18 protein-coding genes are annotated in these 23817 nt (G+C 39.6%); 9 read left to right on the forward strand and 9 right to left on the reverse strand.

Going from position 1 to position 23817, the window contains the following annotated elements:
• Positions 1-196: 196 nt before the first annotated feature.
• From MMG00_RS02925 to fdnG, 4 genes are all read right to left on the reverse strand, one after another.
• Positions 197-1081 carry a formate dehydrogenase accessory protein FdhE gene (locus MMG00_RS02925; protein WP_242151167.1) on the reverse strand — a complete coding sequence of 295 codons (885 nt, stop codon included), beginning with the start codon at positions 1079-1081 and terminating at the stop codon, positions 197-199.
• Positions 1082-1208: 127 nt separating this feature from the next.
• Positions 1209-1871, reverse strand: coding sequence for a formate dehydrogenase subunit gamma (locus MMG00_RS02930; protein WP_242151170.1), 663 nt, complete (start codon positions 1869-1871; stop codon positions 1209-1211).
• A 2-nt stretch (positions 1872-1873) separates the two neighbouring features.
• Positions 1874-2782 carry a formate dehydrogenase subunit beta gene (gene fdxH / locus MMG00_RS02935; RefSeq protein ID WP_242151173.1) on the reverse strand — a complete coding sequence of 303 codons (909 nt, stop codon included), beginning with the start codon at positions 2780-2782 and terminating at the stop codon, positions 1874-1876.
• A gap of 15 nt (positions 2783-2797) precedes the next feature.
• Positions 2798-5854, reverse strand: a complete 3057-nt coding sequence (fdnG, locus tag MMG00_RS02940) for a formate dehydrogenase-N subunit alpha (protein ID WP_242151176.1) — start codon at positions 5852-5854, stop codon at positions 2798-2800.
• Positions 5855-6295: 441 nt separating this feature from the next.
• Between fdnG and MMG00_RS02945 the strand changes: the two genes are divergently transcribed.
• The 4 genes from MMG00_RS02945 (at position 6296) to MMG00_RS02960 (ending at position 11290) form a co-directional block, all read left to right on the forward strand.
• Complete coding sequence (locus tag MMG00_RS02945; protein ID WP_242153258.1) at positions 6296-7045, forward strand: Nif3-like dinuclear metal center hexameric protein; 750 nt, start codon at positions 6296-6298, stop codon at positions 7043-7045.
• Between the two features lie 154 nt (positions 7046-7199).
• Positions 7200-10670 (forward strand): translocation/assembly module TamB domain-containing protein, encoded by a 3471-nt coding sequence (locus tag MMG00_RS02950; RefSeq protein WP_242151180.1) that lies wholly within the window; start codon positions 7200-7202, stop codon positions 10668-10670.
• A 179-nt stretch (positions 10671-10849) separates the two neighbouring features.
• Complete coding sequence (locus tag MMG00_RS02955) at positions 10850-11038, forward strand: hypothetical protein (protein WP_242151183.1); 189 nt, start codon at positions 10850-10852, stop codon at positions 11036-11038.
• 18 nt (positions 11039-11056) lie between these two features.
• The gene (locus tag MMG00_RS02960; RefSeq protein WP_242151187.1) at positions 11057-11290 is read left to right on the forward strand and encodes a hypothetical protein; all 234 of its coding nucleotides are present in this window, start codon (positions 11057-11059) and stop codon (positions 11288-11290) included.
• Positions 11291-11515: 225 nt separating this feature from the next.
• Here the strand turns inward: MMG00_RS02960 and MMG00_RS02965 are convergent, their stop codons facing one another.
• A complete protein-coding gene (locus tag MMG00_RS02965; protein ID WP_242151190.1) occupies positions 11516-13153 on the reverse strand; it encodes an FMN-binding glutamate synthase family protein in 1638 nt (545 codons plus the stop codon).
• A 197-nt stretch (positions 13154-13350) separates the two neighbouring features.
• On the opposite strand from MMG00_RS02965, the gene MMG00_RS02970 reads away from it, so the two are divergent.
• The 3 genes from MMG00_RS02970 to MMG00_RS02980 all read left to right on the forward strand — a co-directional run bounded on the left by MMG00_RS02970 (position 13351) and on the right by MMG00_RS02980 (position 18045).
• Positions 13351-13995 (forward strand): hypothetical protein, encoded by a 645-nt coding sequence (locus tag MMG00_RS02970; RefSeq protein WP_242151193.1) that lies wholly within the window; start codon positions 13351-13353, stop codon positions 13993-13995.
• Positions 13979-14485: a regulatory protein RecX gene (locus MMG00_RS02975; RefSeq protein ID WP_242151196.1), complete on the forward strand. Its 507-nt coding sequence runs from the start codon at positions 13979-13981 to the stop codon at positions 14483-14485. The genes MMG00_RS02970 and MMG00_RS02975 overlap by 17 nt, the downstream gene beginning before the upstream one ends.
• 143 nt (positions 14486-14628) lie before the next feature.
• Positions 14629-18045, forward strand: coding sequence for an FAD-dependent oxidoreductase (locus MMG00_RS02980; RefSeq protein ID WP_242151201.1), 3417 nt, complete (start codon positions 14629-14631; stop codon positions 18043-18045).
• Between the two features lie 229 nt (positions 18046-18274).
• Here the strand turns inward: MMG00_RS02980 and MMG00_RS02985 are convergent, their stop codons facing one another.
• Positions 18275-19546 (reverse strand): glutamate carboxypeptidase, encoded by a 1272-nt coding sequence (locus MMG00_RS02985; RefSeq protein ID WP_242151204.1) that lies wholly within the window; start codon positions 19544-19546, stop codon positions 18275-18277.
• A 47-nt stretch (positions 19547-19593) separates the two neighbouring features.
• Positions 19594-19905: a YqfO family protein gene (locus MMG00_RS02990; protein ID WP_242151207.1), complete on the reverse strand. Its 312-nt coding sequence runs from the start codon at positions 19903-19905 to the stop codon at positions 19594-19596.
• A gap of 130 nt (positions 19906-20035) precedes the next feature.
• Between MMG00_RS02990 and MMG00_RS02995 the strand changes: the two genes are divergently transcribed.
• Positions 20036-20410: a DUF4377 domain-containing protein gene (locus MMG00_RS02995; protein ID WP_242151210.1), complete on the forward strand. Its 375-nt coding sequence runs from the start codon at positions 20036-20038 to the stop codon at positions 20408-20410.
• 24 nt (positions 20411-20434) lie between these two features.
• Positions 20435-21094 (forward strand): bifunctional tRNA pseudouridine(32) synthase/23S rRNA pseudouridine(746) synthase RluA, encoded by a 660-nt coding sequence (gene rluA, locus MMG00_RS03000; RefSeq protein ID WP_242151214.1) that lies wholly within the window; start codon positions 20435-20437, stop codon positions 21092-21094.
• An 85-nt stretch (positions 21095-21179) separates the two neighbouring features.
• Here the strand turns inward: rluA and MMG00_RS03005 are convergent, their stop codons facing one another.
• Together MMG00_RS03005 and MMG00_RS03010 are read right to left on the reverse strand one after the other, a co-directional pair.
• Positions 21180-22709 (reverse strand): SEL1-like repeat protein, encoded by a 1530-nt coding sequence (locus MMG00_RS03005; protein WP_242151216.1) that lies wholly within the window; start codon positions 22707-22709, stop codon positions 21180-21182.
• 201 nt (positions 22710-22910) lie between these two features.
• Positions 22911-23789 carry a LysR family transcriptional regulator gene (locus MMG00_RS03010; protein ID WP_242151219.1) on the reverse strand — a complete coding sequence of 293 codons (879 nt, stop codon included), beginning with the start codon at positions 23787-23789 and terminating at the stop codon, positions 22911-22913.
• Positions 23790-23817: the final 28 nt, after the last annotated feature.

Genomic DNA, 23817 nt, shown 5'->3' on the forward strand with positions numbered 1-23817 from the left:
ATCGGCTATGAGAAGCAAGGAGTTGATCCTATCTGGCACTTTGTAAATCTATTTAATACGCACCTTTATCAATTTATGAAAGGCTAAAGGGAATGCTTACGCTCTTCCCAAAACCCCGCGCTAGTAGTTTTTCTTAAACCGAATTTATGATAGTTAAAGTTTCTCTTTAGACTCATAATAATGGCGTTATTTTATTTTAGACAAAATAAGGATTTAATCCAAAAGTATGAAAGTCTTTATCGGTGAGTTTAATGGTAATCGTAAGCGTTAAGAGATCTTCGATAAAGGGATCAGCAATTAAGGTTTTTGTGCGATCAAGAAATTTAAGGTAGGTATTACATTCACCACAAACTTCTGCTGACATTGGGCTATCAAGGGCTTCCATCGTTGTTTGAAAGAGCGATTTATTACTTGTACATTCCGTACAGGTACTACGAACAACATGCCACTTTGTTTCACAAAAACTGCAGTAAAGATAGCGTAATCCGCCGTCAGAGTTATCTAAAACACTGCTGATTGCCGGCATTTTACAGCAAGGGCAAAGATCATGCGCTTCTAGTAAGTATTGCTCATCAACTTTTAAGTTTGTTGCTGCAAAGTGAAGGGTGACTTGCATAGAAGCTAAGAGAAAAAGACGTTGATGTGCGGGAATTGCTTCTAAATCAAGTGTAATAATGTTTTCAAAATATTGTTTTGTTTTCTCTTTATCTATTATTGCCGTGCTAAGTGCATTAACTGCTTTTAAGATTTCGCTATAATCACTACTATTTTTAGTTTCAATACGGGCTTTAAGCGCTTCACAAAAGGTTATTGCGGTTTGCTGAAAGCATTGAAGCATTGCTTCATCCATGACAAAAAAAGGCTCTTTTTCTTGAAAGTTAAAGGTGGCTTTTTCCGATTTAAGTGCTTGAAATGCTGATTCTTGAGCGTGCACAACCTTCATTAAAAAGGGGATAACAGGAGAGTTAGGATCATTATCTAAAGCCTTTTGTAAAGCTTGTAGCCGAAAAGGATAGTAACTATCTTTAGGCGGTAAAACGCGGATAATTTCTTTAATGCCACCAGTTGGGATCATGCTCATAATTAATCTCTCTTTTTAATCAGTGCGAAGGAATTTTAAAGATTCCAGATACAAAGGAACGCACCTTTTAGGGTGCGTTCACAGTGAACAATATTATTGTAATATAAATCATGGAGTTATCATGCTTTTATTCCACATTATTTTTTTTTGTGATATTAGCCACTGTTTTATCACTCCCTTCGATTACTTCTTGATACCAAAGAGGGTGGTGGCTTTCGGCCCATTTTTCGGTTACAACGCCTTCAGTCATCGCGCGTATTGTCCCTTTTACCCAGATTGCGGCATAGACGTGCACGATAATAGAAGCGATCAAGATGAGTGCAAACCAAGCATGTAGTAATATAGCCACTCTACGAAGCGGAATGCTAAATTCATTGGCAAAGTAGGGCTGCCACATCATCACACCTGTCACAACTAAGATGATCATCGATAGCGTCATCACCCAGAACATCACTTTTTGTCCGGCATTGTATTTCCCGACATTTGGCATATGTTCGCCTTTAATGACCTTTTTTACAGAAAAAGCCCATTTGATATCACTTTTATTGATAAAGTTACGGCTGACATAGCGAAAGAACTGAACAAAAAAGCCAACAAACATAATCACGCCAACAAATGGATGAACGATACGCGCCATTTGCGGTGTCCCAAAGATTTGGCTAAACCAAAAGAAGCTTGGGTAGAAAAATGCAAGTCCCGAAAAAGCTAAAAGAATAAAACATGCCGCAACAACCCAGTGATTGATTCGCTCAGATGCGGAGTAGCGCTTAATAAGTCTATTTTTAGCCATGATTATTCTCCTTTGTCTTTAGATTTTTTAGGATCGATCACTTCTTTTCCTTCATCAGGATTATCCGCTCGGCTCGGCCCAACTGTCACATAATGAAGGAAACCTGTAAAGATTGCTGCTGCAATTCCAAAAGTGGAGAGCGGTTTTAATAATCCTTTCCAAAGGCTTGTGATCGGGCTAATTTGTGGATCTTTTGGTAAACCGCTATAAAGCTCAGGTTTATCGGCATGGTGAAGAACATACATTACGTGTGTTCCCCCAACGCCTGCAGGATCATAAAGACCGGCATTTTCATAGCCGCGAGCATTAAGGTCCTTGATACGAGTTGATGCATACTCTTTCATATCTTCTTTAGAGCCAAATTGAATCGCGCCTGTTGGGCAAGATTTAACGCAAGCAGGTTCTTGTCCCACAGCAATACGATCTGAGCAGAGCGAGCATTTGTACGCTTTGTTATCTCGTTTACTTAAGCGAGGAACATTAAAAGGGCAACCGGTAATACAGTAACCACAGCCGATGCAGTTCTCTTGGTTAAAATCCACAATTCCATTGTTATATTGCACAATAGCCCCTGGTGATGGGCATGCTTTTAAGCAACCAGGATCCTCACAATGCATGCAACCATCTTTACGAATAAGCCATTCGAGTTTGCCATTTTCTGTGGTTTCATTAAAACGCATCACCGTCCATGAGTCATTCGTTAAATCAGGTGGGTTATTGTAAGTACCATCACAAGTCCCTACAACATCTCGAATATCATTCCATTCAGAGCAGGCAACTTGGCAAGCTTTACAACCAATACAGGTTGTCACATCAATAAGTTTTGCAACTTCTGCAATCGGTTTACGCACATCCGGCGATTTGGTGGAGGTTGCAGAGCGGCGTTTGATATCTAAAGATTCTAAAATCATTTTTCTACTTCCTCTTTAAGCGTTAAGGGGTTCAACATTCACAAGGAACGTCTTATATTCTGGAGTTTGCGTATTTGCATCCCCCACAGCAACAGGGAGGAAATTGGTCATAAAGCCTTTTTTAGCAACACTTTCAAATCCCCAGTGAAGCGGAACGCCTACTTGATGGATGGTTTTTCCATCTACGGTTAAAGGCATGATACGTTTAGTAACCACCGCAACTGCTTCGATATAACCACGATTAGAGGAGACTTTTACTTTATCGCCAATTTTAATACCTTTTTCCGCTGCTAACGCTTCGCTAATCTCCACAAACTGTTCAGGTTGTGTGATCGCTGCTAAAAGGGCATTTTTAGTCCAGAACTGAAAGTGCTCTGTTAATCGGTAAGTCGTTCCTACATAAGGGAAATCTTCATGAGATCCTAAAAGCTCCCGATCTCGTTTAAAGATACGTACCGCAGGGTTATTGACCGGTGTATAAAGCGGGTTATAACCAAGAGGTGTTTCCATCGCTTCAAAGTGCGTTGGGAAAGGACCATCGACAAGTTTATCGGCTGATGAAAGTCTACCAACCCCTTCCGGGTTCATAATAAAGGGGTTCATCTCGCTACCAGGTTTTGCGGTTGCATCAAAGTCAGGAACATCCCAACCTACCCATTTAGCGCCATTCCATTTAAAGAGGCGACGTTTAGGATCCCATGGATTACCATCTCTATCCGCAGATGCTCTATTGTAGAGAATACGGCGGTTAGCAGGCCATGCCCATGCCCATTTAGCAGTAATACCTAAACCAGAAGGGTCGCTATTATCACGTAGCGCCATTTGGTTACCTTCCTCTGTCCAAGAACCTGCATAGATCCAACACCCAGAAGCAGTTGAACCATCATCACGAATTTCGGCAAAGCTACTTAACAGCTCGCCTTTTTTACGAATAAGCTTACCATTTGCATCATAGAGATCTTCTAAGGCATATCCATTTTGTTCTTTAGTGATCTCTTCTGAAGTTGGGTGAAGCGGCTGAGCGTAGTTCCACTGAATATTCATGATTGGCTCATGATAAGCACCGCCTTCTTCTTTATAAAGCTCACGTAGCTTAAAGAGTAAGCGAGAAAGAATTTCTGTATCGCCCTTTGATTCACCCGGTGCATCAGCCGCTTGATAGTGCCATTGTAACCAACGAGCAGAGTTGACAATAGAACCCATCCCTTCCACAAAGCAGTGCGCAGGAAGACGATAAACGGTTGTCATCACATCTTTTGAATCAATCTCATTATGTTTACCATGATTTTCCCAGAAGCTACCTGTTTCGGTCGTTTGTGGGTCAATCACAACAAGATATTTAAGTTTCGCAAGCGCTTGACGGTTTTTATTAGAATCAGGAATCGCCGCAAGAGGATTGAAGCCTTGGCAGATATAACCATGCATTTCGCCAGTTCTCATCATTTCAAATGAACGAATGATATCGTACATTTTGTCCCATTTAGGAAGGTAATCAAACGCAAAATTATTCTCTTTAGTCGCATGCTCACCGTAGAAGGTCTTCATCATACTATTAAAAAATTTGGGCGTATTTTTCCAATAGTTCATCTGCTCAGGACGAAGCGCTTTTGGAGTCGTTTCAGAGATATATTTCTCATAAGTGCTTTGTGAGTCACTAGGCAGATTTAAATATGCCGGAAGCTGAGTAGAGAGTAAGCCAAGATCTGTTAAGCCCTGAATATTGGAGTGACCACGAAGGGCATTAACACCGCCACCTGGAATTCCCATATTACCTAAAAGAAGCTGTACCATTGCCATAGTACGAATCATCTGTGTTCCAACGGTATGTTGTGTCCAGCCTAAAGCATAAAGAATGGTTGAAACTCGATTATTAACAGAGCATTCCCCGAGCGTTTTTGCTACATGAAGGAAATCTTCAATCGGCGTACCTGTGACGCGGCTTACCATCTCTGGGGTATATTTCTCATAGTGCTTCTTCATTTGACTAAAGACAGAACGAGGATGGGAGAAATCTTCAGAGGTATCGATCTTGGCAAAGCCCTCTTCATCAAGATCATAAGTCCATGATTCACGCTCATATTTCTCGGCTTTAGGATCCCAGCCTGAGAAGAAACCATCTTCAAAGTCATAATCAGGATGCATAATGAATTTAGCATTGGTATATTCGCGGACATATTCCCAATTAATCTTATTATTTTCAATTAACCAGCGAATCAGTCCACCAAGAAAGACAATATCAGAGCCTGAGCGAATAGGCGCATAAAAGTCTGCAACGGCAGCGGTTCTGTTAAATCGAGGATCGACACATAAAAGTTGTGCGCCTCGTTTTTTTCCTTCAATTGCCCATTTAAAGCCAACAGGGTGAGCTTCTGCGGCATTTCCGCCCATAACTAAGATAACATCAGCATTACGGATATCCACCCAATGGTTAGTCATTGCGCCTCTGCCAAATGTCGCGGCTAAACTCGCCACAGTTGATCCATGGCAAACACGTGCTTGGTTATCGATTGCAAGCATCCCAAGTGAGCGCACAAATTTACCAGTGACAAAGCCGTTTTCATTAGTTGTGGCTGAGGTTGCTAAAAATCCCGTTGAGGTCCAGCGGTTAACGGTGACATCATCACTATTTTTTTCTTGGAAATTGGCATCTCTATCATCTTTCATGAAGCGGGCAATTTCATCAATTGCATTATCCCAAGAAATTCGTTCCCATTTATCAGAACCAGGGCGACGAACCTCAGGGTATTTGACACGGTTCGGGCTATGGACAAAGTCGATAACACCAGCGCCTTTAGGGCAGAGTGAACCACGGCTTACAGGATGATCAGGATCCCCTTCGATATGGATAATCTCAGCGTGAGAGTTTTTAGGTTTACCACCCATAGAGTAGACTAACATGCCACAACCTACAGAGCAGTAGGTGCAGACGGTACGTGTCTCTTTTGTTTTAAGAAGTTTATATTGTCTAACAGCGGCTTCAGAAATGTTTGGCATTAAACCAAGTGCTGCAAGACTTGTTCCACCAATGGTACCGGCGGATACTTTAAAAAACTGCCGTCTTGATAATTGCATGATGCATCCTTTATCTCATATGTAACGTTGATTCCTAAGCAAGCTAGCAAATCACAAGCGTTATCTGGCGATGGTATTCAAAATAAAATAAACGACGCATTATATATCTTGAATTTGTATAACGTTTTAGAAAATAGCAATAACTTGTTCTATATCAATTAACTTGCACGGAAGGCTGATTGTAATAACAATCATTTTCATGTAGAGGGGAAATTCTCCTCAAAAGTATAGAAAATAACTATTAAAATAGGGAGAGAAAAAAGATTGATTTTCAAGGTCTCAAGTAGAGAGAATTTTCAGGTATAATGTGAGAATATTTGCCTGATTAAACTGCGATCAATTATTAAGCTAAATAGATCATTTTGATAAAGCAGTATTCCCCATATTAAGGGCCATTTTTCACCTTGAGAATAATTTACTTTGAGAATAAGAGATAAGATGATGAATAACTTAGAACTTGAAAAAATCATTAGCCAGAAATTAGAGAGCTATTCCATCAAAGATTATGTCCCAAATGGCTTACAGATTGAGGGGAAATCTGAGGTTAAAAAGATTTTAACGGGTGTCACAGCAAGTCTTGAGTTGATTGACGTTGCAATAGAACAAGGCGTTGATGCTATTTTGGTGCATCATGGCTATTTTTGGAAGAGTGAAACACCTGTTATTAAAGGGATGAAGTACGAGCGTATTAAGCGTTTAATTGAAAATGGAATTAATCTATATGCTTATCATCTGCCTTTAGATTTACATCCTGAGCTTGGAAATAATGCGCAACTAGCAAAAATGTGGAATATACAAAATATCGCGCCTATTTCCGAGTATCAACCCCTTGTTTTAACAGGGGATTTGCCGAAAGGGATGGATATTGTGACATTTGCAAAAATGATCGAGCAGACGTTAAATCGCAAACCTTTTGTTGAAGCTACAGGACCGAAGGTGATTAAGCGTATCGCTTGGTGCTCAGGGGCTGCGCAAGATTATTTAGAGGAAGCTGCTAATGCTGGATTTGATGCTTTTATTACCGGCGAAGTTTCAGAGCGAACGATCTATATTGCAAGAGAGCTTGGGATTCACTTTATTGCAGCAGGGCATCATGCGACAGAGAGAGATGGAGTAAAAGCCTTAGGTAAATGGTTAGCGGAAGAATATTCTTTAGATGTCTCATTTATTGATATTAATAATCCGATATAATCAATTGATCTAGATATGAGTTGTTTTATGGTAAATTGCTGATTGTTATAATGAAGCAGCAATGCTAAAAATAGTGTCATATCGATAGTATCACTATGTTTTCATGTAAAATATGGATAGTGGCCACCTATTTTAGGAAGGAAAAAAAGAGATAATGCCAGAGCAGAGAGAAGATATTAATAATCCATCAGTCGAAAATAGCCCGAAAACTACGGATGATGCTTCTCAGGCTGAGCAATCGTCTTTAAAAAAGAGACGGGTGAAGAAAAAACGCTCTTTAATTGGTCGTTTGATCGTTTGGCTCTTGAGTACTAGTTTAATGCTCATAATTTTACTAGTCTTGCTTCTCTATTTCTTTATTGATACTCAAGCAGGGCTTAAAACATTAACGCATTTAGCAAACCGCTATGCGGGTGATTATGTCTCTATTGAGAGTGCTGAAGGACGATTAGGTAAGCGCTTTACCTTAACAAATATGGTCTTAACGCTGCCTAATTACGAGCCGCTTGAGATCCCTTCTGTTTCACTTAAATGGGATTATTGGCAATTACTGCATAAAGAGGTGATGGTCGATTCGCTCGAAGTAACAGGTGCGAATCTTGATTTTACGCCGATAGAGCTTCAAGAAGAAGAGAAAGTTGAAGAGGAAAATAGAGAACCTTTTTCTCTAAAATCTTTGAATATTCCTATTAATGCTAAGGTTAACAGATTAGATCTAGCTAATAGCACTTTAAAAATTCATGATTTTTATCTGTCAGTCAATGACTTTCAGATAGAAGATGCACGCTTATTAGATAATGAAGTCACGCTTAAAAATTCGATGGGAGATCTTCATATCTTAGTAGGGGAAGAGATAGATGTTCCTTTTGTTGTTGCACTTAATGGTGACGTGGATGCAAAAGAAGAGGCTTTTAAGCTCAATTTAGCGGTATATGCGCAAGATGCTTATGTCAGAGATAATGAGCTAAATATTGCAATCAATACAGCCTTAAATGGTCAATTAGAGAAATTTACGTTAGATCTTGATGGGCGTATTGACTGGTCTAATATGTTAAATGACCCTATTTTGCTAAAAGTGCAAAATGAGGTGAGTTCACTTAATGAGGTCAAAAGTTACCTTCATATTAAAAACTTAGCCAATCAGATTATGCTAAATAGTGATTGGGCATTAGATAAGCCGTTAGATTTTGATTTAGCATTAAAAATGAATGCCCCATATTTATCGCAATTTCATCCTGATATTCGCGGCTCATTAATGGGAGATGTGGTATTAAAAGGGGATTTAATGAAGCCTCTTTTAACGGCAGATATGGCGATCACGGGTGTTTCAGCATTTGGTTTACAGCTTGAGTCATTAACTTTAAAAGGCAATCATGAAAACTATGATGCGGTAGCGGCGCTTGAGATGCATCGTTTTAAATTTAATGAATTTTACCTAGCGGCGCTTTCTATGAATTTAGAAGGAACATTAACAGAAGAGTTTGATTTTGATCTGATTATTAAAGATTTAGTTAAAGCCGAGACTGCTCAAGAGGTATTAAATGCTGAGCGTAAAGCCGCAGATTCTTTAACAGTTGTTGACACAACCACAAAAGAGGGCGATGAAGATGTTCAGGTAACTTATGCCGAAAATGTGCCGTTAAATTTAGCACCGCAAGGAAAAATAGAGGTCCTCTTAAAAAAGGTGGAATACCGAGTAAAAGGGGAAGCAGAATCTCATGATTTTAAATTTGATTTAGAGAGCCCATTTGGGCAGATTCACTCAGAGGGCATGGCTGCATTAAATGATCTTGGCAAGGATCCTTCATTTAGTCTTTATTTAGCAAACTCTACGGTTAAATCACCATTTGTTGGGAACTTTTCGCTCAATAAGCCTGCTTACTTTCACTTAAATGCTTTAAGACAAGAGCTTAAATTAACGCCTGCTTGTTATCAGCAAGGCTATGTTGTGCTCTGTGCGGAAGGCGCGAGAAGCCACGATGGCGTTAATACTGCTGTTGTGACGCTCAATAACTTACCATCTTCGCTTTTAAAAGAGTATCTCCCAGATGATATCTCAGTCAATACGAAAGCTAATGCGACAATTGCGGGTCAGTTTTCAACAACAGAAGATTTCCTAGGTGTTGTGAACGTTTCACTCTCTAAAGGAGATATTCGTTATCGCCTTCAAGGACGTGAAGTGTTAATTCCGTTAGATAAAACCTTATTGCAAGTTTTAGCAAAACCCACAGGTGTCACAAGCTCCTTAGATGTGGATTGGGGAAAATATCTACGAGTAGATGGTAAAGGTTCTTTAGATGATCTCTTTGCTGAGAACTTAGTAGATGTAGATTTAAAGGCCAACATTCCAAGTTTTGATTGGATCTCTCCATTAATGCCGGTATTGCAAGATTTAGGCGGAGAGGTTGGTTTTAGTTCAAAAGTACATGGCACAATTGCAGACCCCAAACTTGCCGCTAACCTATCTATTAAAAATGGAAAACTATATGTCGCTTCCTTAAATAGCCGCTTAAAAGATATTAATTTAAATGTGGATCTGAAAGAAGGGACGCCTGAATTTTTTATTAAAGGTAGTGTTGGGACGAATGAGGGCGCTTTAAAAGTTAATGGGCATTATAATATTGCGAATTTTAGTACCCAAATTACGGCCGAAGGGGAGAATCTCTTATTAGCAGATAGTGAAAATATTAAGGTCAAATTAAGTCCTAAATTAACTTTTATTGGACTTGGCAAAAGTGGGGATAATAAATATGAGCTAAAAGGAACCGTGCGAGTTCCGGAGCTTAAGTATATTCACTCTTCAATGGGAACAGGTGGCTCAGTTGTCACGGTGTCTGATGATACGATCATTGTGGGTGGTGGTTATGATAAGGTTCGTGAAAAGAGCTTTATGGATAGCTTTAAGATGGATGTCAATATCATCTTAGGGAAGCAGATATTAGTAGGGGCGGAAGGCCTTAAAGCAAGCTTAGATGGTGGGCTTAAGATCAGTAAAGATTACATGCAGCCCATTAGAGGTTTAGGGGTGATTAATGTGGGGCAAGGGGAGTTTGATATCTATGGTCAAGTCTTAACGCTTGATAGAGGAAAGATTCAGTTCTCTGGCACATCGATCACCAACCCCGCACTTGATATTCAAGCATCTCGTAAGTTTGTGAATGAGATTGAGGGGCGTGAGATGCAGGTGGGTGTGAAGGTTTTAGGAAGTGTTGAATCGCCTAAAATTCAGCTTTATTCATCACCGGCATTAACAGATATTGAAATTGCTTCTTACCTATTCTTAGGCAGAAGCCCTAACTTAGAATCCCCAACAGAGAATTTGATGCTCTTAAATATGGTGCGTAAAATCGCCATGGGTGAGCCAATTTCTAGCTCAGAATCAAGCCTTGCTAGCCAGTTAGGATTAACAGATTTTGGCTTTGTAGAAACACCTAATGGTAGTACCGGCATTGGTTTAGGCAAGCGTTTTGCTAATAGCTTTTATGTAGGACTTGGTGTGGGGATTGAAGAGAGCGAAGGAACCTTTGCTATTTTACGCTATAGATTCTTGAAATATTTTAATATCAATACCGCCTTTACCAGTGAGGGTGAGAGTGTTAACGTCAACTATCTTAGAGACTTCTAATTAGAAGCTGAGGTAGCCTTAAGGCAGGCTTTATGATTACCTCAGGCAACATGTTAAAAGTATACTTTTAACATGTCATAAATCCCCAATAGAGATTTTATGCTATTGGGGATTTTTTTAATGTTCTTTGAAGAGGGAAGATATTTTAGTATTTAGATTAAGATAATAGAGGAGAAAAGATGAAAAAGTATGCCTTAATTTATAGCGTTTTTATATCGATACTTTGCCTTTATAGCTTCGCATCGAGTCACGAAATATTAGAATTATCTACTATTAAAGCATCAGAAGGCGCTCTATTACTTTGTGATGAAAGTAATGTTACTGTTAAGTTAGCTAGTAGTTCTAGCTTAAAAGAAGTTGTGATGTAAAAGTCAGGGGAGTATATATTGATTGAGGTTATTGATAAGAAATATTCAAAGCCATTTTATTATGAACCCGATATTCCTCGGCTAGTCGTTGTTGAAAAGCAGGTTAAATTTTTATATGAGAATCATCAATTTCTATCAGGACCGAATGTTTCTGTTGAGGAAGTGGGCTTAGCGAATGATGCTTATTCACTATTAAAAGAAGGGTTAGAAGAGGTTCATAAATTATCTAGATGCTTGGAATGGAAGCTCTGATTTATAGTAAAATCGACTTAAAGTAATTAAATAAGATTGCTGGGCATCGGCTATGAGAATCACTCTATCTTGCATACAAGCGGATTTGGTTCAGGTACTGCATTGTTTTATTTTTAAAAAGTATTTCTTAAACTTAAACCGACTAGACTAATAACTAATAGTGCATAAAAAAAGCCAAGTATTTTGTGCTTGGCTTTTTGGTGTTACTGATCTTATTATTAATTCTTATGCTGCTTTTGGAATCACAACACGAGGTTGGAATGATTCTGCTTGTGCACTATTCCAGATAGTGGAGTAGTAGTTACTATCAATCTCTTCTTTAAGGAGCGCACCTTCTGGAAGGTAGAAGTGAATGTTAGAAAAGAGGCGGATTTCATTTTCAGATGAGCGCATTACTAAATGTTGTGGTAACAATTTGGAAGGGTGCGAAACTCCCGCTGATGAAAGAATCTCAGAAAGCGCATGAAGCGTATTATGATGGAAGTTTTTAACACGTTCTGTTTTATCTTCCACAACTAATGCTTTTTGACGAATAGGATCTTGTGTTGCAATCCCTGTTGGGCAAGTGTTGGTATGACAGCTGCGTGATTGAATACAACCGAGAGAGAACATAAAGCCTCGTGCAGAGTTTACCCAGTCAGCCCCGATTGCCAATGCTTTAGTGATATCAAATGCTGTAATAATTTTGCCACTTGCGCCAATACGAATTTTCTTACGAAGACCTGTTCCAACTAATACGTTATGAACGAAGAGAAGCCCTTCTTGTAGTGGTGTACCGATATGATCTGAGAACTCAATAGGCGCTGAACCTGTACCACCTTCTTTACCATCGACAACGATAAAGTCCGGGAGGATATTCGTTAAAAGCATTGCTTTTGCAATTGCCATAAATTCCCATGGGTGACCCACGCAAAGTTTAAAACCAACAGGTTTTCCCCCACTTAAATCACGGAGTTTTTTGATAAACTCAAGAAGCTCAATAGGGGTTGAGAATGCACTGTGGTTTGATGGGGAGATACAGTCACGATCTCTAGGAACACCACGAGTTTCAGCAATCTCTTCACTAATCTTATCTTTAGGAAGAACGCCGCCATGACCAGGTTTTGCCCCTTGGCTGAGCTTAATCTCAATCATTTTGATTTGTGGATCAGCGGCTTGTTTTTCAAATTTGACAGGGTCAAAGTGCCCATCTTCCGTGCGGCAGCCAAAGTAACCACTACCAAGCTCCCAAATAAGGTCCCCACCATTTTTACGGTGATATGGGCTGATACCGCCTTCGCCGGTATCATGAGCGAAGTTACCAAGTTTAGCGCCACCATTTAAAGACTCAATAGCGCGAGCACTGAGTGCACCAAAACTCATAGCTGAGATATTTAAAATAGATGCTGAGTAAGGATGTAAACAGTCATCACCCCCAATAGTCACACGGAAAGTCGCAGGATCAGCTGCAGGAACCGTTGCCATTGAGTGAGTGACAAATTGATAGCCAGGCTCATAAGTGTTTTGTAAGGTACCAAATGCTAAGACGGAGTCTTGAGCAATATTTTTAGCGCGTGCATAAACAAGTTTACGTTCAGCGTGGGTAAAAGGCACTGCATCGTTATCTGATTCAATAAAGTATTGACGAATTTCAGAACGGAAATGCTTTAAGATATAACGCAGGTTCCCAATAATAGGGTAGTTTTTACGCACTGCGTAAGTATTTTGTGAGATATCGACGAGTCCGACGATTGATAGGAGCCCTGTCAGTCCGGTTAGTACCCACATTCCTGTGGTGTGTGGTGCAAAAAAAAGCCCATACACTGTAAAGGCCAAAACAAAAATCAAGGGTAGATAACGCCCAAATCGAGCAGCAATATGCATGTCAGGGAGCTCCTCTTTAATATATTAATTATTAGTAGTAGGGTTTAATTTTAAAGTGCCACTATCATAGCGCATTCCGCAATTTTATTTTAGAAATTTTTCTGCTCAGAGAGTATCACTTACATAAGTTTATCACTCTTTTGTGTTGTGTTGCATGCAATAGATTTTATAGGTCTGTTTCAGATATAATAAGCGATATGAAAAATCATGACATAAATCCTTGGGATGACAATATAGTTCCTCGAAAGAAACTAGCAGAAGCTCGAATTTCTGGTAGTAAATTGCGCAATGTTCAAACGGAAATTGGGCAATTATCTCGAAGACGAAGTCCTTTAAATCCCTATCAAATGCTAACAATCTATCTTAAAAGATCGTTACAGCTCACTTACATTGAACCTTGGTTTCAAGAGTTTTTGCCGCCTAGATTAAAGGGCAGACTCTTTATTGCAACTTTAGGAAAGCGTTATTGGGTGATCGGTACAACAAGAGCGGAATTTGGGGCGGCCTTTAATTTCTATCAAAAAGAGATACGTCAATCTTTAGAGAATCATCTAAATAAGATCTCTAAAAAGCCGTGGAAAATTCCGCCCCTTAGAATTGCTATTATGCCAGAGAATCCAAATGATCGAGCGCTTGAAGAAGAGCTTGAGTCTTTAATGAAGATTAAATCTGTGCCGATGAAGTCAAAGGCTGAAAAATTAGCTTGGAAAAAAAAGCGTCAAGAGGTTGCTGCAGAAAAGGCCGCGGCAGAAGCGCTTGAGCGCAGTAAGGCGAGCCAAATTATCTCTTCTATCGCTTCTCAATTAAACCAATATGAAAGTCGTCATGGAAAAAGATCTTAATCATTATTTCACTTCATCAGAATCTTCAGATCAGTCCACGCAAGAGGGCATAGATGAGGAGAGCTTGAGAAAGCTGTGGCGCTATTGGCGCGAAAGAGCGATGAGTTTTTTGGTGCGAAGGGAACATAGTGAAGTCGAACTTCGGCAAAAGATGCAACAACGAGAATGTCCTTCATGGCTTTTAGAGGAGATTATCGCTTGGCTCTATGAAAAGCGGTATCTAAGCCTTGAGCGTTTTGCCTATAGTTATGCTAAAAATCGGGCTGATTTAGGATATGGGCCGATTCGGGTGCGTCATGAGTTATCAGGGATGCATCAGATTTCATCACAAAATATTGATGCGGCATTTAAAGAGATTAATTGGTTTGAGGCACGAAAAACCGCGGAGCGAAAAATTCGCCAAACAGACCCTTTTAAATTTCGGGCTGCCCTTTATCGCCGAGGATTTTCTGGCGATGATTATGAAAATGATGAAATTGATGATTTATAAAAATGCGCTTATTGCATGATTTTATTCAAAATGTTTTCCTAACGAGCTAAAGTTGCGTGCTTTTGATCTAACTTCCTCGTTTTTTTCAAATTCAAGGTATAATAGTGCCCAAATATTTTGAGTTGAGTATTAGAGGAAGACACATGGTATTAGATGAGCAGTTGCAGAAATATGGCTTGAGCTTTCAAGATCTTCAAAATCGTGAAGGTCTAGTGGAAGTCGATACGCTCTATCAACAAATATTACCCGAAGAAGTATTACAAACTTTCTTACAGTGGAGACGTGGCGAGACAAGCTTTACTGCAATTGAAGAGTCTGAATTTCAAATCAAATTAGGGGAATATCTAAACACGTTTATTGCTAAACTCTTTGGTCTTGAAAAAGAGTCAGAAGCATTAATGGCAAGAGCCGGTCGTTATAATCGCTTAATGCAATTTAAAGAGCAGTTTATTCAACGTGGGGCGAAACGTTATCGCCAAGCGATTGAAGGGACGTTTGCGGAGCATCATAGTGCGCTTTTAGCTAAAATTGGGGTGGAAGATAGTGATCCTGAATTAGAAGCCAAAATCGCTGATTATGCGCTCTCTTTAGATGCTGAAAATAATGCCGCAGAAATTGAAGCGATTCATCAATGGGGCGCTTTAGCAGAGAAAGATGAAGCAGGGATTAAACGTGTTGAAAATTGGATTACCTTTAAATTCCCGGCAAGACTCGATTTTGATAATCTCGTCGCTGTTGAAGAGACGAGTTTTCAAGGTATTCCTGTTAAAGTAGGTGCAAAACCGCTTCGTCAGCGTGATGGATTTGATTTAACAGATCAGCGCATGGATCGCTATGAGATCGCTAGTGAGATCGAATATTGTAAGTATTGTCACGATCATGATGGGGATTTTTGTAGTATTGGTTTCCCTGTGAAAAAAGGGGAGCCTGATAAGGGATATCGTAAAAACCCTTTTGATGAGACATTAACAGGTTGTCCATTAGATGAGATGATCTCCGAGATGCAGCGCCTTGAAAAAGAGGGGTTATCTATCGGGTCACTGGCTATTACCATGGTTGAAAACCCAATGGTACCAGCAACAGGCCATCGTATCTGTAATGATTGTATGAAATCATGTATCTATCAGCGTGCAGAACCTGTGAATATCCCGCAAATTGAAACAGGCGTTTTATCCACTGTTTTAGATCTACCTTACGGGGTTGAGATCTATAACTTACTAGCAAGATGGAATCCGCTTAAACCAACAAACTATCTACCCAATGAAGAAAATGGTCGAAAAGTGCTTGTTGCCGGAATGGGGCCTGCAGGCTTTACGATGACCCACTATCTATCACAGCAAGGTTGCCATGTTGTCGGGATTGATGGACTTAAAATTGAGCCACTTCCACAAGAGGTTTTAAATCAACCGATTAAGTCTTGGGAAGATTTAGAAGAGAATCTGGGTGATCGTATTTTAGCCGGATTTGGGGGCGTTGCAGAGTATGGGATTACGGTTCGTTGGGATAAAAATTTCCTTAAACTGATCTATTTAACCCTTGCTCGTCGCCAGAATGTGGATATTTATGGGGGCGTGCGTTTAGGGGGAACTTTAACACTTGATGATGCTTTTGATCTTGGCTTTGACCACGTCTCATTAGCTGTGGGTGCAGGGTTACCAAGAGTCTTAAAGATTGATAATTCTTTAGCAAAAGGGATGAAGCAAGCTTCCGACTTTTTAATGGCAATGCAGTTAACAGGTGCAGCTAAAGATAGCTCAATTGCGAACCTTCAGGTGCGTTTACCGGCAGTTGTCATTGGTGGCGGCTTAACGGCAATTGATACAGCAACAGAAGTGCAAGCTTATTACATTAAGCAAGTAGAAAAAACATTGCATCGCGTGGAGATTTTAGGGGAAGAGAAGATTCGTGAGAATTTATCACCTGAAGATAATGAAACATTAACAGAGTTTTTAGCTCACGGTTTAGAAGTACGTCAAGAGCGTGAAAGAGCTGCGGCTTTAGGTATTGAACCAAACTTTAACCCACTTATTAAAAAATGGGGCGGTGTGATGATTGCTTATCGCCGTACCATGCAAGAATCTCCGGCATATACCTTGAACCATGAAGAGGTGACAAAAGCCTTTGAAGAGGGGGTTCACTTTGGCGAAGAGCTCAATCCATTAGGGGTTGAACTTGACCAATATGGTCATGTTAAAGCGATTCGCTTTAAAAAATCAGGAGAAGAAGATGTTACTGTTCCGGCGCGTGCTGTATTAGTAGCGGCAGGAACATCTCCTAATACGATTTATGGTACAGAGTATCCAGGATCCATTGAGATTGAGGATAAGCATCATTTCCAAGGTTATGATTTAGAGGGGAATTTAGTGCCATTTAATTGGGGCACAAATAATAAGGAAGCCTTTGCGCCATTTACCTCATTTAGACGAGGTGAAAAACGTGTTTCTTATATAGGAGATACTCATCCTGTCTTTAACGGTAACGTTGTTAAAGCGATTGCAAGTGCGAAGAAATCATCTAGCTTTATCATGGAAGCATTAGAGCGCTTGCCGGCGAATGAGTTAGCAAATAGCGCATTATCATTAACCATGCAAGAAGGATTGACGGCAACGATTCAATCGATTGATTCTTCAAACCCAACGGTTTGTGAAGTTTGGATTAAAGCACCGATGGCTGCGAAAAACTTTAAACCAGGACAATTCTTTAGAATGCAGACCTTTGAATCAGGAAGTGAGATTGTAGAAGGAACACGTCTACAAATTCCACTTTTAACTGTTTCAGGAACAGGCTCAACAGATGATGCGGTTCGTCTACTGGTATTCCAATGGGGAACAGGGCAGCGCCTTATTCCATCCTTAAAACCAGGTGATAAAGTGGTATTAGCAGGACCAACAGGGGCACCAACCGATCTACCATCAGGAAAAACGATCCTTGTGGTAGCAGGTCGTTGGGGCGCTGCGGTGATGCTTGATATTGGCTTTGCACTTCGTAGTGCCGGCAATAAGGTGATTTATCTTGCGGCAATGGGCTCAAAAGGGGATGTTGACCATATGGATGAGCTTGAAGAAGGTGCAGATCAGATTATTTGGGCGGTTGGTAAAGGCGATCCGATTGAGGCGCGTCGTCCACAAGATCACTCTGTTGTTGAGTGGGATGTGATTAAACTCATTCGTGAGCTTGATGATCAAGGCATTGTGGATATGAGTGAAGTTGACCGCTTAATGGCAATGGGTTCTACCGGAATGCTCAAGGGTTTCCAAAAAGAGCTCTCGGCGGGTGGGACACTTCATGATCGCTTTAAAGAAGATCTTCATATTACAGGAACGATCGGTAGCCCAATGCAGTGTATGATGAAGGGGGTTTGTGGTCAGTGTCTGCAATGGCAAATTGATCCTGTAACAGGTGAGCGTACACAAGCGGTATTTACCTGTTCACAGCAAGATCAGCCACTTAAAAATGTGGATCTTGATAACCTTACTGCACGTACTAGCCAAAATAGATTGCCAGATATTATCTCATCACATTGGTTAACACATGTGCTTGAAGCTAAAAATGCTGAGTAATAGTGGATATTAAAGACTGAGATAAAAACGATTTTTTTTATAAAATAAATTGTTGAAAAAAGCGCCCTCTTTTTAAAAGAAGGGCGCTTTTTCTTAAATATAGATTCTTTAGTTTAAGAAATACTATTTTAAAAGTATTAAGAGTACAGAGTGTGTATCCAATTAGCTTGCACGTTGCCGGATAGAACTATTCTTGTGCTTCTTATAATCGATGCACCGGCAATTTGATTCATTCTTTTGAAACATCCATAATTAATTTTGTAGACATATAAAGACGAGGAATAATGGAATCTAATAAGATATACTCATCATCATTAGAGTGAGCGCCATCGCCGGATAAGCCCATTCCTTCAATCACCGCTGCATCGGATTCTAATCCAGCAAAAGCCGCATCAGTACCTCCGCCAACGGCAATATCAATGACTTTGATATCAAGATTGAGATCATCTTTATAAATTTGCTGTGCTTTTTTCGCAAGCGCTAAAGAGGCATCATTAATTTCTAAGGGAGGACGGCGCATCTCAAAATTAAGGTTTACAGTACTTTCTTCTAGCTTTTTCTGCGTAATACGTTTTTGAAGCTCTGCTTCGATGCCTTTAAAATCGCTCACCTTTAAAGCGCGAATATCTGCTTGTGCAGAAGCGAAAGCCGGAATAACATTGCGAACATCACCGGCGCGGGCAATGGTCCAGTTGAGTTTAAGCCCAGTTTTCTCATCTGAGAGATCTTGCATTTGTAAAATCTGGTGTGAAAGTTCTGTTAAAGCATTCACGCCGGCTTCAGGTTTAACGCCCGCGTGAGAAGCTTTGCCTTCAATCTCAAGGTAAGCCGCGGCAATGCCACTAGTTGATAGGCGTAAATCGCCATAGAGCCCGCTGCCTTCATAGGAGAGTACAATATCTTGATCTTTAGCGATCTCTGTAATGTGATGTCGAGATGCGGGAGAGCTGATCTCTTCATCACTATTGAGTAAGACGGTGATGGTACCAAAATCTTGATAATTGAGGTTTTTGAGCATTTTAACGATATGCAAAATGAGCGCAGCGCCTTGCTTATCATCAATAATCCCTAAGCCATAAGCTCTGTCCCCTTCAATTTTAAAAGGTTGCGCCGCTAGATCACCTTTTAAATAAACAGTATCTAAATGGGCAATCAGCATAATTTTACTCTTGCCATTACCTTTTAATACAGCTTTTACAATCGGGCCTAATTGATCGGGTGTATCGGCCATTTTGTAGATATTTTCGCTATTAATTGTCGTCACTTCGGCGCCTATTCCTGTAAGTTCAGTGGCAAGATAATTAGCGATGGTGTTAAGGCCTTCAATATCTTTACTGCCAGATTCGATGTTCACAAGTTTTTCAAGTGTTGTAAGAAAAGGTTCTTTTTGGGCAGTTGCTTCTTTTAATACCGTTTCATTAATTTGAGCAAATGCAGATGTAGCTAGACTAAGAAGGGCGAAAGAGAGTAGTAGCGGTCTTAATAGAGATTTATATTTCATGGTATCCTCTTTTTATTATTAATTATTTAGGTGGTTTCAATTATTGCTTAGAAATTTGCGAGCTCAATGACATCATAAGCAGGTACTTCATAAGGGTGCGCCTGTTTCATGGCATTAACGGCATCTTGAATTAACGTTTTAGAAACGACTAACTCAACACGCCATTCAGGCACTTTTTTAAGCTCATCAATTGTTCCAGAGTAGGGATTGCTACCAGGTAGGGGCTTAAATTGACCCTCTCCTAGTATTTGCCAAGCACAATGAGAATATTGCCCAATCTTGCCACCTCCGGCATTAAATATGGCTTCTTTAACATGATCCACATGGGAGTCTGGTACAAAAAATATGAATTTATACATCTTTATTCCTATTTCGGTAAAATGAGTAGAAGGTTTATCAACCTTTTCATTAACACCTTACTATAAGGTGATTGATGTTATGAACATTTTTATTCGATATCCAATGTTATCTAGTAAAGGGAGTAAGTATATGAAACGATTATTCAGTGTGGTGTTAGCCGGCGCAGTATTAGCAGCTTGCGCTTCAACATCTCAAGACCAAGTCATTTTAAAAGTGGCTTCATCTCAAGCAGATTGTATTGGTGTTGCGCCTCAAAAATGCTTATTAGTACAAGAAGTTGCTGATGTAAAAGCGCCAGCAAATTCAGATTGGGAATTTTTCTATAGCAATATTGAAGGCTTTAATTACGAGCCGGGCTATGAATATACCCTGCGAATTGATAAAGCTCGTCGTGAGCATGTGGCTGCTGATCAATCTTCTATTATCTATCGCTTAGTTGATGTGGTTGATAAAAAAGCAACGACTTCAGCGAATATGCCTAAACCATTAACAAGAAATCGCTAGTTCAGAAGGGATTATCTTTTATTAATGGAATTTTATTATGATCCACCGGTATCTCCTTGGCTTGATATTCTCTATCAAGATGAGGAGATTATGGTTGTTAACAAGCCTGCAGAGTTACTCTCTGTTCCAGGAAAAGCCCCTGAATTATTTGATAGTATTATTACCCGTATTCAATGGGAATATCCCTATGCGGAAACAGTCCATCGATTAGATATGTCAACAAGTGGGATCTTAGTGATTGCATTAACAAAAGAGGCTGAGAGAGAGCTTAAAAGACAATTTAGAGAAAGAGAGACATCTAAGCGTTATATTGCCGATGTTTGGGGCATCATGAGTGAAGATGGGGGCGTTGTGGATTTGCCGCTTATTTGTGATTGGCCCAATAGACCAAAGCAGATGGTTTGTTTTGAAAGGGGAAAAGAAGCCATTACTGAGTATCAAGTGTTGCTTCGTGATATTGATCAGAACTTTACTCGTGTTATGCTCACCCCCATTACAGGGAGATCCCATCAACTTCGAGTTCACCTCTTATCTTTAGGTCATGTGATTTTAGGGGATCGGTTTTATGCACAAGGTGAGGCTTTTACTTGCCGGGGTCGCTTAGCACTTCACGCTAGTGAGTTAGGTTTTAAACATCCGAAGACAGGGCTGTCCATGCATTTTCTAGCCCCATTGAGTTTTTAATAAAAAATTGACGATAGCCTTAGTCATATCGCGAACTTCTTATGTTTGGTTTTCTTAAGTTTGGATGAAGCTTTTATTAATAGAATTATTCTAGGAAACTACAAGCCTGATCTACGCCATTATTACAAGCTCGTCTAAGCAGTTCATTAGCTTTTGCTTGGTTTTTCTCAACTCCCAAACCATTTGCATAAAGAAAAGATAAATTAACTTGAGCGGTCGATTCATTTTTTGTGGCGGCCTTTAAATACCACTTATAAGCCCTGTGGTAATCTTGAGGAACACCATTAATACCGCGATCAAAAGCCTGACCAATCATCATATGCAAAAAGGGGAGTTCTTTATTTTGTAAGAATGCCGGCATATTAGGATCAGTTTGTGTCAAAAATTTGGTATACCATTTTTTGGCTTCAGCAAGATTTTGTTTAATGCCGTTTCCAGTCTCATAAAACTCTCCCACTTTCAGCTGCGAGTCTTTAAATCCGAGCTCTGCGGATTTAAGATACCATTTAAAGGCTTGTACTTGATTTTTAGCAATGCCGATTCCTTGTTCGTACATTTTTCCAAGATTGTTTTGCGCCATTGGATCATTTTGGCGTGCAGATTTTAGATACCATTCAAAAGCTTTTTGATAGTTTTGTTGAATACCATCTCCATTTTCATAAGCACTACCGATATTATTTTGTGCGCGAGCATTATTTTGCTCTGCTGCCTTAAAGTACCATTTAAGTGCAGTATGATGATTCTGTGATACGCCGCGCCCATGAGAATAAAGATAGCCAATATTTGTCTGTGAATCTGCATTATTTTGTTTAGCTGCTTTTTTATACCAGTTAAGAGCTTTTGCGTAATCAATATCAACGCCTTGGCCTTCTTCATGCATGTAACCAATTCGATGTTGAACGTTTGAATCACCATCTTTAACAGCGATGAGATACCACTTCATCGCTTCTATATAATTGATGTCAATATTAGGTCGGCCCATATGATAAAAATCAGCAACAGTAATTTGGGCATTAACGTCACCAGACTCAGCCGCTTTAAGATACCATTTTAGTGCTTGTAAATAATCAATCTCTGTTCCTTTACCTTGTTCATAGATTAAGGCTAAATTGAGCTGTGCTGTTTTATCTCCTTTTTCGCCGGCAATTATGTACCAATTTCTAGCTAAAAGATAATTTTGAGGCGTTCCTAAACCTGTGTCATAGAAATATCCTACTTTTGTTTGCGCATCTGTATAGTCTTCTAGAGCTGACTTTAAATACCACGAAAATGCTGCTTTATAATTTTGTACAGTACCGCGCCCAGCTTCATAGAGAACTCCTAAATTAAACTGTGCAATTTTTTGGTTTTGATCGGCAGCTTTAAGATACCATTGTCTTGCTTTTTCATAATCTTGGGATGTTCCTAATCCTTCGTTATAGAAATAACCTACTTTTGCTTGAGAGTGTGCGTTTCCCTGATTTGCAGATTTTTGATACCACGAGAAGGCCGTTTGATAATTTTGTAGTACATATTCACCTTTTTCATAATAGAGCGCTAATTGATATTGAGAGTAAGGGTTTCCCTGTTCTGCTTTTTCTAGTAAGGCTTCTATATCAGGTGCGTCTTTTGCCATAACCATATTGTTGGCCAAGCATAGAAAGAGAAAGCAGAAAGATAATAATCGTTGTAAAGATAGCATTTGTCAGCTCAAATTTGAAAATTAGTGAAATAATTAGAGTTTAAGAATAACTTCAATAGAATTTTAATAGTTAATTATAGAACGTTAATTATCAAGAATTATTAGTTAGTAAAATTTATAAGATGAACCTAATAATTATTGGTTTAACCCTAAAAAAGAGAGAAAGTTAAGAGCGGCATTAGAAGCATGATCCTTATCCCAAATACAGTAGGTTTCAGAGCGAATCTCATGGTTATCGATAGGAATATAGACAACGCCAGAATTATTAATGCCTTGAATAGATTCAGGGACTAAAGAGATTCCAAAGCCTTGGCTCACCATCTCGATAATGGTGAGCCAATTCCCAATCTCATGGGCGATATAAGGAGTAAAATTGGAGCTTGCACAAAGCGCCATAATCCGGGAGTGGTAGTAAGGGGAGTAAGCGTGAGGAAAGAGCAAGAAGATTTCCGTTGAGAGCTTTGAAAGCGCAAGTGTTTTTTCGATTGCTAAAGGATGATCTTTAGGGAGGCAACAGACAAATTCTTCTTGAAAATAGCGCTCAGCTTGAATATTTCCTTCTGCTTGATAGTTGTGGACAAAACCGATATCAATCTGCTGCCTTGTCAGTGCTAGAAGCTGATTATTAGAGTTAATCTCATTGAGTAAAATAGAAATTTCAGGATATTGGCTTTGATAATCATCAAGGGATTTTTTAAGACCTTTAAAAAGCAAAGAACTGGTAAAACCAATTCTTAAAGTGCCGATAGTGTCGTGGGCGACTTTACAGCCTATTTTCCTCATCTCTTCAATATTTTTAAGTAAGAATAGAGATTCTTTATAGAAGAGTTTTCCGGCATGAGTTAGCGTGACAGACTTATTATTACGTAATAACAGGGAATAACCAAGATCTTCTTCAAGTTTTTGAATGCTGATACTAAGCGGTGGTTGTGACATATGTAATCGCGCCGCAGCTCTACCAAAATGAAGCTCTTCGGCGACTGTAATAAAGTGCCGGATCTGTCTTATGTTCATGATTTTTCCCCCAATGATATATTTTTTA

Origin of the sequence: Ignatzschineria rhizosphaerae, assembly GCF_022655595.1 — a bacterium.
GTDB lineage: Bacteria > Pseudomonadota > Gammaproteobacteria > Cardiobacteriales > Wohlfahrtiimonadaceae > Ignatzschineria > Ignatzschineria rhizosphaerae.